Source organism: Planctomycetaceae bacterium (genome assembly GCA_041398785.1).
Lineage (GTDB): Bacteria > Planctomycetota > Planctomycetia > Planctomycetales > Planctomycetaceae > JAWKUA01.
The window spans coordinates 281,488-294,009 of the sequence record JAWKUA010000001.1 but is presented as its reverse complement, the minus strand read 5'-3'; the positions used below and the strand labels follow the sequence as shown (position 1 = coordinate 294,009).

Sequence of the window (12,522 nt, the reverse complement as noted above, 5' to 3'; positions counted from 1 at the left end):
AAGGTGATCCGTTGCTGTGATGATGCCTCCGTCACGCGCCGCGCGCCGGTGCCTCCGCGACAACTGCCTTCCCGCAATTGCAGGAAAGCGACGGGGACGAAGCGTACTGAAACATGCCGAAACCGAAAAACGTCGCCGAAGATTGTTCCGTCGGACCACGAGCGGCCCACTGTGACAAAATCCAGGTCAGGCGACGGACGCGAGCTGTGCCTTTGCCCGGACTGTTGAGAATCCCGCCACCTTCCCGCATATGACTACCGACTCCAGTTATTCGACTGCATCATCATTCGCGTCGCCGAGTTCTCCGGGGAACCTGGCGGAACTGCACCAGCTCATTTCTCGACCCACGGAGCGGGTTCTGAATGCGGTCGGTCAGTGTCCTGGATCGTTCGCGGTGCTTGGAGCCGGCGGAAAGATGGGGTTTCACCTGAGCCTGATGCTGTGCCGTGCGCTGCAGGAGCTGGGGCGGCGTGATTCCGTGATCGCGGTGTCACGGTTCGGCTCCGCGGAATCGCAGGCGGACTTCGCGGCAGCCGGCTGCGATGTCCGGCCGGCGGACTTAGCTGACGAACGGCAGGTCGCGTCGCTGCCGGACGTCGAAAACGTTTTCTTCCTGGCCGGAATCAAATTCGGAAGCAGCCAGAACCCGGATTCTCTGCGACAGATGAACGTCGAAATGCCACGGACTGTTGCCGATCGTTTTCGGCGATCCTCCATCGTCGCGCTGTCGACGGGTTGCGTGTATTCCTTCACGACTCCCGAATCCGGTGGTTCCACGGAATCATCGCCCACCGACCCGCCCGGTGCGTACGCCGAATCGTGTCTTGGGCGCGAACAGGCATTCGTCGAGGCCGGCCGGCTTGGCACGCGCAGCAGCATCATTCGTCTGAACTATTCCATCGACCTGCGATACGGTGTTCTGGTTGACATCGCGCAGGCCGTGATGGCCGGCAGGCCCGTCGACCTGACAACGGGATACGTCAACGTCATCTGGCAGGGAGACGCGATCGCTCACATTGTCCAGGCGCTTCCTCACGCGGCCGCTCCGCCGGAGATCTTCAACGTGACGGGAGCGGACGTGCTGCGCGTGCGGGATCTTGCTCACGCCTTTGCCGTCCGCTTCGGTGTGGAGGCTCAGTTGACCGGCCGCGAATCAGACACGGCGTGGCTGAACAACCCGGCGAAGTCACACCGGCTTTTCGGGCCGCCGGCAGTCAGCACGGAACAACTGGTGGACTGGGTTGCTGACTGGCTGAAACGAGGCAGTCCGACACTGAACAAGCCCACGCACTTCGAAGCCCGGGACGGGAAGTACTGATCGCCGCCGCACGCGTTTCCGCTGGCAGTCAGTGCCTACACCAGGAATGTTTTGCAGTGCGATGTTTCGGCATCGCTTCGGATTTCGCGGAACCGGGGAATCTCGAGCTTTCATTCGATTCCTCTGAAACCACCGCTGCAGTAGCAAGGAAGGCGGCGACGGGAGGCAACACCACCAAAGACGTCAACTGTTCGACATCCGGTGGTTTGTCAGGCGCGATCCAACCACGTTTTGGCTGATGCAGCACCCGGCGAAATGCTCTCGATGCGATTTCGCCTGATGTGATAGCATCGCTCCCGCCGGCGCCAGGCACGTCGACGGTGCGAAATCCCCAAGATTTCCAGGCAACGAAAGGTTCACGGATGAAGTTGCTGCTGATATCCCCATTCGGGCTGACCTGCGTTCTGACCGTTTTTTCACCCATACCGGCAGTTTCTGCCGAACCGGACGGCGCGGGAAAGACGGTCGCCGATTCTGTCGCCGTTGTGGAAACCGATGCGGCCGTCGAGACGCCGGCTGCGGCGGCCGAGACGTACCTGCTCCGCTACCGGTTTCAGGACGGTCAGGTGCTGCGATACAAAACTGACGAAACCATGACGATGCAGGCGATGGTCGGTTCGAACAGAAAGGAGGACGTGACCCGCGTCCGGCAGACCCGTCGATTTCGCATTGAGGAACTGAACGAAGACGGTTCGGCGACCGTCGCCATGCAGTTCGAACACGTCCGGATGGAATTGCGTGCCAACGGCGGTGATCCCGTCATCTTCGACAGCAGCATGGCACCGAATGAAGTGCCTGCGACCTTCCGCTCCGCTGCGCATAGTCTGCGGCAGGCCGCGCCGCGATTCGTTGTGGAAACGACGGGCATTCCGCTGAATTCCGCATCTCTGGCCGACGCGCCGGGCGACAATACCGGGGAAGATGAGCAGGGAGCAGCCGAAACTCCGGCGACGGCCGGATTCGCGATTCCTCTGCCCGATCACCCCGTCGCTGTCGGGGAAACATGGAAAACGTTCCTTGTCGTCAAGCTGAGAAGCGGGCCTGACTTCAAACGGAAAGTCAATCTGCTGCAGACCTACCGGCTGACCGGTGTCGACGACGGAATTGCCACGATTGAATTTTCCACGTCGGTCGTTGGGCGCCTGACGCCACTTGAAAAGGGACAACTGCTGCAGGCGACTCCGAAAGGCACTGCCACATTCGACATCGCCGCCGGCAGACTGCTTACGAAGGAGCTGATCCACGATTCCACGGTGTTCGATGCGATGGGACCGAATACGCTGGTGACGTCCGTTGGCCGCCATACCGACAGGCTGTTAACGGATTCCTCAACGGAACCGCGCGACGACGATGTCGCATCCGACGAAACGCCTGTTTCGCTTCGATGATGTTCGGCCGAAACGCCGGTGTCCCCTCTTCGGTCCGCGCAGACAAAAGGCGAACGGAGTTTTCCGTTCGCCCATACGTTCTGCGAATTTCCAACCGGCGGGCTCGCTTAGGAATGCCCGACGGATTAACCGCCGACGGAATCCCTCAGTTGTTTTCGGCCACTGCCACGTTGATCCGTCGTCCCTTCTGGTCGAAATAGACCTCGCCGTCGCAGAGTGCGAAGAGCGTGTAATCGCGGCCGATACCGACGTTTCGGCCGGCGTGCCACTTGGTTCCGCACTGTCGGACCAGGATGTTTCCCGCCAGAACCGACTGTCCGCCGAACTTCTTGACACCGCGCCGCTGCGCTGTGGAATCGCGGCCGTTTCGGCTGGACCCCTGTCCCTTCTTATGAGCCATGGCTGATGCTCCGGATTTCAGATCGAATGAGAATGCGAAAGAACTGCAGAAAAACAGAGTCATCCGCGGGAAAACCGAACGCGGGATTCTGACGGCTGCCCCGAAATTTGCAAGACATTTGCCGGCGGCGCCGCAATTGTTCACCGGATGAGAACGTCTGCTGAGGCATCGTGTCAGCCGGCCGGCCTCCACAATGTTAATTTGGCCACCGAAAAGCCCGTCCGGCAGCCGCATCGATTGGCAACCGCTATGATGGGCTGCGTTACCGGTCAGTCTCGGGGTTAGCCGCCAGTCGTCAGGTCGCGAAGGTGAAATCGCATGAAACGAGGTGATGGGGTTCGCCGACTTCCCAGAGAGCTGGAGGAACTGGACGCTTTGGCGCTGGATCTGCGATGGACGGGAAGCCCGCTGGTCGAAGGTCTCTGGAAGCGGCTGGAGCCGTACATCTGGGCTCGGACGGAAAACCCGTTCCTGACGCTGATGAACGTCGACGAAGAGGGTCTGCAAATCGCGGCCCGCGACCAGGAACTTCTGCACGAACTGGCTCGCATCCGCCGAATGATTCGGGAATACGACTCCGCCACCGGCTGGTTTCAGCAGGAACATCCGGACAGCCAGCTTAAGCGAGTCGCCTATTTCAGTATGGAGTTTGGCCTGAGTGAAGCGCTGCCGATCTATTCCGGAGGACTCGGGATCCTGGCCGGCGACTACCTCAAGAGTTCCAGCGATCTGGGGAGTGCCGCTGGTGGGAATCGGGTTGCTCTACCAGCAGGGCTACTTTCGTCAAATTCTGGCCGACGACGGCTATCAGTTGGAGGCGTTTCCCTATAACGACCCCGACTTCCTTCCCGTCCGACCGGTGCTGCGTGAAAACGGCGACCTGTGCCGGGTGCTACTGCCGCTGCCCGGTCGAACTCTGCGGGTCAGAGTGTGGCAGGCAAAGATCGGCCGCGTTTCGCTGTACCTGCTGGACACAAACGATCCGCTGAACAGCGCATGGGACCGAGGCATCACGGCCAGCCTGTATGACGCAGGAAAGGAAAAGCGGCTGCTTCAGGAAATCGTGCTGGGAGTCGGTGGCTGGCAGGCCCTGCAGACTCTGGGCATCGACGTCGACATTTGCCATCTGAACGAAGGTCACGCCGCCTTTGCGGTTCTCGCGCGAACGGCGACGTTTTCCGAACGACACGGAGTCACACCTGCCGCCGCGTTCCGAGCCACCAAAGCGGGGAATGTCTTTACGACCCACACGCCGGTATCGGCGGCGTTTGATGTGTTTGACCCATCGATGGTAGCTCAGTTTGCGGAGCCGTTTCTGACAACGACCGGAATTTCCGCGGACCGCGTCGTGGCGTTGGGTCGCCGCGATCCCGCCAACCTCAGAGAACCCTTCAACATGGCGTACCTTGCCATGCACGGCTGTTCCCGGATCAACGGCGTCAGCAAGCTGCATGGACGCGTCAGTCGGCAGATGTTCAGCCAGTTGTTTCCTCGCTGGCCCGTGCGGGAGGTTCCGGTGGGAGCCATCACGAACGGCGTTGACTGCGGCACATGGAATTCATCGTCGGCGAGACACCTGTGGTGCGGCAGTCCCGAAGATCTGGGTCCGCTGGCTGATCTGGAATCAGCCGCGGGCCGAATCCGTCTGACGGATCCGGTGCGACTGTGGGACCTGCGAGGCAAGTCACGCCTGTCGCTGGTGGAATACGTTCGAGGCCGGCTGGCGCATCAACTGCGTGTCCGGGGACACACGGGAGACCGCGTCCGCCGCGCGGCCCAGGTGCTGGACCCGAACGTGCTGACTCTGGGATTCGCCCGGCGATTCACCGAATACAAGCGGCCCAATCTGTTGCTGACCGACGGCGACCGAATGAAGCGGCTGCTGCTGAATCCGGATCGTCCCGCGCAACTGATTGTCGCCGGCAAGGCCCATCCGAATGACACCTACGGAAAGTCGATGGTGCGAGCCATGGCGCAGTTCGCCATGCAACCGGAACTGCGCGACCACGTGGTCTTTCTGGAGGACTACGACATTGTGCTGGCTCGGCACCTGGCCAGTGGAGTCGATGTCTGGCTTAACACACCGCGGCGACCGGCGGAAGCCTGCGGAACCAGCGGCATGAAGATCCTGTTCAACGGCGGTCTGAATCTGTCCGTCCGGGACGGCTGGTGGGACGAAGCGTACCAACCCGACGTCGGCTGGACGATTGGTGACGGAGAAGAAGACAACCCGGCGGTTCGCGACGCGCGGGAAGCGACGGAGTTCTACCGGCAGCTTGAGGAGCACATCGTTCCCGAGTTCTATGACCGCGACCCGTCCGGCGTGCCTCGCAAATGGCTGGATCGCGTCAGGAACAGCATGTCGCAGCTGACTCCCGTGTTCAGCAGCAATCGCATGGTCCGTGACTATGTCGAACAGGCCTATCTGCCCGCCGCCGAAGCCTACGAACGCAGAGCCGCCCGTGATGGGGCGCTGGCTGTGAAGATCGCGAACTGGCAGCGGCGGCTGGCGGACACCTGGCCCCGAATCCACTTCGGAGATCTGCGAGTCAGTGCCGGTGACGGGAAACTGCACTTTGAAATTCACGCCTACCTGGCGGAACTTGAGTGCGACGATGTCCGAGTGGAACTTTATTCCGACGCGACCGGACAGGCCGACTGCATCGTCGTGCCCTGTGAACGGACTCGCAGCCTTCCGGGATCTCTCAACGGATTCCTGTACGAAGCCACGGTTCCGGCGGATCGCCCTGCCGAGGACTATACGCCCCGCATTGTTCCGTTTCACCCGGATGCCTTTGTGCCGCTGGAAGAATCACACATCCTGTGGCGGGACCGCGAGACCACAGTTTAAGAAATCGAGATGGGTGAAACGCACCGCACGGCCGCCACTCGGAACTCCGCCTCCGCAGAACGCGACGCGCTGACAGAAGCACGATCCAGCCACATGCAGTTGCTGATCGCGCTGCTGGCAATCATTGCCATCGTGGTGCATTTCGTGCTGCGGCGATATGTGCCGGATTCTGCGCGGCTGATCAATCTGCCGCTGTACGCAGCGCTGGTGCTTGGCGGAATTCCGCTCGTCTGGGGACTGCTGGTGAAGCTGTTCCGGCGCGAGTTCGGGTCAGATCTGCTGGCCGGGATCTCCATAGTGACCGCCGCGCTGCTGGAAGAGTATCTGGCGGGGACTCTGGTCGTGCTGATGCTGTCCGGCGGTGAAGCTCTGGAAGCCTACGCGGTTCGCAGCGCGTCGTCCGTGCTGGAAGCGCTGTCGAAACGCATGCCGTCGATCGCTCATAGAAGAACGGATTCGCGGCTTGTGGATGTTCCGCTGGAGCAGATCGCCGTCGGCGACGTCCTGCTGATTCTTCCGCACGAAGTCTGTCCCGTCGACGGCACAGTGCTGGAAGGACACAGCGTCATGGACGAATCCTACCTGACCGGCGAACCGTATCTGATGTCCAAGACTCCCGGAGCCGCAGTGCTGTCCGGTGCGATCAACGGAGATTCGGCGCTGACGATTCAGGCCGACAAGCTGGCGGTAAATTCCCGCTACGCTCAGATCATGCAGGTGATGCAGTCATCGCAGCAGCACCGGCCGCGAATTCGTCGTCTGGGCGATCAGCTTGGTGCCGTGTACACACCGATTGCGGTGGCTGTTGCTCTGGCCGCGTGGTTTGCCAGTGGCGACCCCATCCGGTTTCTGGCGGTGATGGTTGTCGCCACTCCGTGCCCGCTGCTGATTGCCATTCCGGTGGCGATCATCGGTTCGATTTCGCTGGCAGCTCGGCGAGCGATCGTCATTCGGGACCCGGCCGTTCTGGAAAAGATTGACGGCTGCCGCACGATGATCTTCGACAAGACCGGGACGCTGACCTACGGCGAACCGCAGCTTACCGAACAGCTTTGCGCGGACGGTTTCGAAGCGACGACCGTGCTGTCACTTGTCGCCAGCGTCGAAGCCTATTCCCGGCATCCGCTGGCCGAATCGATCGTGGCGGCAGGCCGTGAAAACGGCGTGGCCATACACCAGACCGCAGAAATCAGTGAACGGCCGGGACAGGGTCTGCGGGGCCGAGTCGGTGGCAAGACGGTTCGCATTACCAGTCGCAAGGCACTCGCCGCGGAATTCCCCGACGCCGTCGCTCAGCTTCCGCCGCAGTCCGGTGGTCTGGAATGTGTCGTCCTGATCGACGAACGCTATGCCGCGACATACCGATTCCGGGATGCGCCGCGGAAAGAAGGCGAACCGTTCGTTCGACACCTGCGGCCCAGACATCAGATTGACCGTGTCATGCTGTTGTCCGGTGACCGTGAGTCCGAGGTCCGCTACCTGGCGGACCTGGTCGGCGTGACCGAGGTTTATGCCGAAAAGAGTCCCGAAGAGAAACTCACAATCGTTCGTCGCGAAACGGCTCAGGCCGACACTGTATTCGTGGGCGACGGAATCAACGACGCTCCCGCGCTGATGGCCGCTACCGTCGGCGTTGCGTTTGGCCAGAACAGCGATGTCACCACGGAAGCCGCCGGAGCCGTCGTCATGGATTCGTCGCTGCAGAAAGTGGACGAACTGATGCACATCGGCCGCCGCATGAGAACCATTGCTCTGCAAAGCGCCGTGGGAGGAATGGCGATCAGCATTGTCGCCATGTTCATCGCCGCTGCCGGATACCTGCCGCCGGTGGCAGGAGCCGTGACTCAGGAAATCATCGACGTGCTGGCCGTGGTGAATGCCCTTCGAGTTGCTCTGCCGCCGCGGTCCCTGACGGATTACTGACTCGCGGCACCCCACCGGAAGCGGCTGCTCGATGAAACGTCACTTGCCCGATTCGCCATCCGCAGTTCAGAATTACCGTCTGCCTTTGCCGAAAAACCCTGTAAAGTTAGACTTTGAAGCCCGCCCGGTTACCGCACAGCCCGTTGCCTGTCCGAAAGGAACCCCGCCATGCTGCAAATCAACGGAAATCTCAAAGGCGCGAAAGCCTTCTGCGACGGGATCAACCGGCGCCGATTTCTGCAGGTCGGGGGGATGAGCACGTTTGGGCTGACTCTGCCGGGACTGCTCCGCGCGGAACAGTCGCGAAAGCACCCGGCGGCGACTTCCAAAAAGTCAGTGATTCTGATCTGGATGCACGGCGGACCGTCCCAACTGGATACGTTCGACATGAAGCCGCTGGCTCCGGCGGAATACCGCGGACCGTTCAATCCCATTGCGTCGACGCTGCCGGGACTTGACGTCTGCGAACTGCTGCCCGAGCACGCCAATGTGATGGATAAGTGCACCGTCATCCGCAGCTTTTCGCATTACAACGGCGATCACTGGGCAGCGGCTCACTGGATGCTGACCGGTCGCCTGGGCGCGACCGGCAGTGATCGCCCGCCTCGCATGCCGTCGATGGGAGCCGTCGCGTCGCATCTGCTGGGACCGACTCAGCCCGGCGCCCTGACCAACGTCAACATGAACGACGGTGGTTTCGGTTATCACGGCGGAGCGTGGCTGGGTGTGAACTACAACCCGTTTCGCTACGGTGAATTCAGCTATGGCAACGAAGCCGGGCGACTGCCGACGGGCGATCACAGCAGCTTCTCGCTGGTCGATGGTCTGTCCGAAAAACGCATGATGAACCGCGTCGGACTGCAGCAGCAACTGGACAGCCTGAAACGAAGAATTGATCACAATCGCACGTTCGATCAGATGGACGCGGTCGACCAGCAGGCGCTGGATATCGTACTTTCCGGACGTGTTCGCAAAGCCTTTGATGTGTCTGAAGAAGATCAGCAGCTTCGCGACAAGTACGGTCCCGGCTGGGGAGAACAAGCGCTGCTGGCCCGGCGGCTGATCGAAGCCGGCGTGCGGTTCGTATCCCTGAACACCGGCTACTTCGATGACCACGGCCATATCGAACGCGCGCTGCGAGACAAGCTGCCGCGGCATGACAAGTGTGTTGGCGTGCTGATTCAGGATCTCGCCGATCGCGGAATGCTGGACGATACTCTGGTCGTGACCGCGGGCGAGTTCGGCCATACGCCGCGAATCAACGACAACGCCGGTCGCGATCACTGGCCGCAGGCGCAAAGCATTCTGCTGGCCGGCGGTGGGTTCAGGCACGGTCAGGTCATCGGCAGCACCAACAGCAAGGCCGAACACCCGACGTCGCGCAAGATCGGCGTCGAAGATTTCTGTGCGACCGTCTACCACGCACTCGGACTTCGCGTCGACGACGAAATCTTTGACCTGTCCGGACGACCAACGCACCTGGTTCCCGGCGGTGAGGTTCCGCACGAATTGCTGTAACGCCGTCCGACTGCTGAGGTCGCCACGCTCTGTACCGCGCCGTGAAGTTGGCGCCCTGAGGCGGGCGGCTGATATGAATGCCGCCCGTCCTGCCGCCGCTTGGTTCAGCATCCGATTTTTGCGCGACGCGGACGGCTGACGATGCCGTCGGACGGCGCAGCGGCGCGAATTCCGCGAAGTTCCGCTACATTGACGACCGGAAAAACACGCCAGCATCGCGTCACATCCGGAATGGCCCAATGTCCTACGACGAACTGCGACTCGGCGCCGCGACTGTGGTCAACATCGCCGACCACTTCGACGGCATGAAGGCCGAAGCGACGTTGCTCGCGCAGGCGTTTCACGCTTCTGAACGCGGCTTTTTTACGCCGACCGAAGACGAGCAAACGCGGCACCTGCTGGTGTCCTACTGGACCGCTCGCAACGCGCTGTTCGAACTTGTCAGTTCGCTGCATCAGGTCGATCGTTTTGAACCGGAACGTCGCGGACTGGCTCTGGCGATCGCTTATGCCGGAGCCCTGGTGCTGGTCGACGGCGCTCGATTTCTGCGCGAGAGCTTTCATCATCGGCCTGTTGTGCGATCCAAGCTGAACGAACCGGAACCGCACTACGGCATTCCGCGCGGCACGTACGACCTGGTGCAAAAGTCACTGACCAGCACTGTTCATGCGTGGCACCTTTATCACGCCGCGAAGTACGTCCAGCAGCACTGGTCGCCCTTGAATGAAGTTGCGAAGGGGACGATCGAATTTCAGCACGCACTGTCCATCATTCCGCGGCTTCAGCATCGGCTGGACGTCACGGTTGACCGATATCTGGTCGCCCGAACCCGCGTCCGCGCGCGGGCGCTGAGAACTCGACTGGGCACAGAACTTCTGGGGCGAGCTTTGTACGGGCTGCAGAAGCTTGTTTCGCAGTTGATTTCGGAGAAGTATCTGCAGTCGGGACACAAGCCGCATCTGCCATCGGACGTGGAAGCCAGCCTGCAGACACTGCTGCAGCCGGGCGACGTGATCATCACTCGCAAGGAACACGCGATCACGAACTATTTTCTGCCAGGGTATTGGCCTCATGCGGCGCTGTACATCGGCACGACGACCGAACTTCAGGAAAGCGGACTGCACGAACATGACAATGTCCGGTCGCGCTGGCAGGCTCTGCAGGACTGCGATGCTCAGCGACCGAATCGGGTTCTGGAATCGCTGAAGGACGGAGTCCGGGTGCGGTCGCTGGCTGTGCCGCTGTCCTGCGATGCGGTTACCGTCATTCGCCCGACGTTGTCCCGGCAGGACGTGCTGATCGCGATCGGCCGGGGATTCTTTCACGACGGCAAGCCGTACGATTTCGACTTCGACTTTTCACGATCAGATCGAATGGTCTGCACCGAAGTTGTGTATCGGTCCTATGAAGGTATCGGCGGCCTGAATTTCGAACTGACTCGCCGCGCCGGACGCCTGACACTGTCCGCCGAGGATCTGCTGAAGATGGCGCTGAATCGCAACGGCTTTCAGGTTGTCGTGAGTTTCTGTCCGCTGAAATCCAGTGAGATTGCGTCCGGCGGGACGGCGGAACAAACTGTTCGTGAGACGATTGGCCGCAAGAATCCGTCCGCCTCAAATCCTTCGGAGGAGCAATCAGAGAAATGACAACAGTTCACTCTTCGTCCGGCAGCAAATCTCAGACAACCACGCGCGGAGCCGTTGTACGCTTTTTTCAGTCAGGCCTGTGTGTCGTCGCGGCGCGGATCTCCGTACTTGCGATCGTCCTTTTGTACGGTGGCCATGCCGCGGCAGTTGCCGACGATAGTGGCTGGCAGGCAGGAGTCGCCAGGACAGTCATTACTCCGCAGAAGCTGATGTGGATGTCCGGGTACGCGTCACGCGACAAACCCGCGGAAGGCAAACTTCACGACCTGTGGGCCAAGGCACTGGTCATGCGCGACGCGGGTGGTCACGACGCCGTGCTGGTGACTCTGGATCTGATCGGCATTGATCGGGACACCTCGCGCGAGATCTGTGAGACGCTGCAAACCGTTCACGGACTGCAGCGTTCACAGATCGCTCTGGCGACGTCACACACGCACACGGGACCGGTGGTCGGTGAAAATCTGGGAGCGATGTATTCCTACGGAAACGACCAGGCGGCATTGGTCCGCGATTACCGGGCGTTCCTGATTCAATCGGTGGTCGACGTAGTGGCGAAGGCCTATCAGGATGTGGCTCCGGCGGCTTTGAGTTATGGTCGGGACGCCGCAGACTTCGCGGTGAATCGGCGCAACAACCGTGAACCCGACGTACCAGCGCTGCGGGAAGCCGGTCAGTTGCAGGGACCGGTCGACCACGCGGCTCCGGTGCTGGTCGTTCGCGGCAGCGACGGAACTCTGAAAACAATCGTCTTCGGCTATGCCTGCCACGCAACCGTGCTTTCATTCTTTCAATGGTCCGGTGACTGGCCGGGGTTCGCGCAGATCGAAATTGAGCGGCGGCACCCAACCGCGGTAGCCATGTTCGTCGCCGGATGCGGAGCCGACCAGAATCCGCTGCCCCGCAGAACCGTGGAACTGGCTGAGGAATACGGTCGCGACACGGCCGATGCGGTTGACCGCGTTCTGGCATCGGACATGAAGAAAGTGACGGGATCACTCCGCACCGCTTACCGCGAGATCGACCTGGCGTTCGGTGAGCTGCCTTCGCAGGAACAGCTCGAACTGGATGCTTCGTCGGATAACGTATACATCGCCCGCCGAGCGAAGCTGTTGCTGCAAACGATCGCTTCACAGGGCCGGCTTGCGGCGACTTATCCGTACCCGGTTCAGGCCTGGGCGATCGGCGACGACGCTCGCACGGTGATTCTGGGCGGCGAAGTTGTGGTGGATTTTTCGCTGCGGCTGAAGGCGGAGATCGCAAACCGTGATTTGTGGATCGCCGGCTACAGCAACGATGTCATGGCCTACATTCCGTCGCTGCGAGTGCTGCGGGAAGGCGGCTACGAAGGTGCCTCGTCGATGATTTACTACGGACAGCCGACGATCTGGTCGGAAGTCGTCGAGGAGCACATTATCGCGACAGCGAAATCGCTGCTGGAAAGCCTTTGAATGAACGGTTCCGGCGACCGATGTCGCGGG

9 protein-coding genes are annotated in these 12,522 nt (G+C 61.1%); 8 read left to right on the top strand and 1 reads right to left on the bottom strand.

The window, feature by feature from the left end; all coding sequences use genetic code 11:
• Positions 1 to 415 precede the first annotated feature (415 nt).
• Together R3C19_01215 and R3C19_01210 are read left to right on the top strand one after the other, a co-directional pair.
• A complete protein-coding gene (locus R3C19_01215; GenBank protein ID MEZ6058961.1) occupies positions 416 to 1,318 on the top strand; it encodes an NAD(P)-dependent oxidoreductase in 903 nt (300 codons plus the stop codon).
• Between the two features lie 362 nt (positions 1,319 to 1,680).
• The gene (locus R3C19_01210) at positions 1,681 to 2,706 is read left to right on the top strand and encodes a hypothetical protein (GenBank protein MEZ6058960.1); all 1,026 of its coding nucleotides are present in this window, start codon (positions 1,681 to 1,683) and stop codon (positions 2,704 to 2,706) included.
• Between the two features lie 145 nt (positions 2,707 to 2,851).
• Here the strand turns inward: R3C19_01210 and rpmA are convergent, their stop codons facing one another.
• Positions 2,852 to 3,106, bottom strand: coding sequence for a 50S ribosomal protein L27 (gene rpmA, locus R3C19_01205; GenBank protein ID MEZ6058959.1), 255 nt, complete (start codon positions 3,104 to 3,106; stop codon positions 2,852 to 2,854).
• A 318-nt stretch (positions 3,107 to 3,424) separates the two neighbouring features.
• Here rpmA and R3C19_01200 point away from each other — a divergent pair, with 318 nt between their 5' ends.
• From R3C19_01200 to R3C19_01175, 6 genes are all read left to right on the top strand, one after another.
• Positions 3,425 to 3,937 (top strand): DUF3417 domain-containing protein, encoded by a 513-nt coding sequence (locus tag R3C19_01200; GenBank protein MEZ6058958.1) that lies wholly within the window; start codon positions 3,425 to 3,427, stop codon positions 3,935 to 3,937.
• Complete coding sequence (glgP, locus tag R3C19_01195; GenBank protein MEZ6058957.1) at positions 3,852 to 5,957, top strand: alpha-glucan family phosphorylase; 2,106 nt, start codon at positions 3,852 to 3,854, stop codon at positions 5,955 to 5,957. Before R3C19_01200 ends, glgP begins: the two co-directional genes overlap by 86 nt.
• Positions 5,958 to 5,966: 9 nt before the next feature.
• Positions 5,967 to 7,880 (top strand): heavy metal translocating P-type ATPase, encoded by a 1,914-nt coding sequence (locus R3C19_01190; protein ID MEZ6058956.1) that lies wholly within the window; start codon positions 5,967 to 5,969, stop codon positions 7,878 to 7,880.
• Positions 7,881 to 8,048: 168 nt separating this feature from the next.
• Entirely contained in the window at positions 8,049 to 9,398 is a 1,350-nt protein-coding gene (locus tag R3C19_01185) for a DUF1501 domain-containing protein (GenBank protein MEZ6058955.1), read from the top strand.
• Between the two features lie 239 nt (positions 9,399 to 9,637).
• Complete coding sequence (locus tag R3C19_01180) at positions 9,638 to 11,044, top strand: YiiX/YebB-like N1pC/P60 family cysteine hydrolase (GenBank protein MEZ6058954.1); 1,407 nt, start codon at positions 9,638 to 9,640, stop codon at positions 11,042 to 11,044.
• Complete coding sequence (locus R3C19_01175; protein ID MEZ6058953.1) at positions 11,041 to 12,492, top strand: neutral/alkaline non-lysosomal ceramidase N-terminal domain-containing protein; 1,452 nt, start codon at positions 11,041 to 11,043, stop codon at positions 12,490 to 12,492. Before R3C19_01180 ends, R3C19_01175 begins: the two co-directional genes overlap by 4 nt.
• Positions 12,493 to 12,522: the final 30 nt, after the last annotated feature.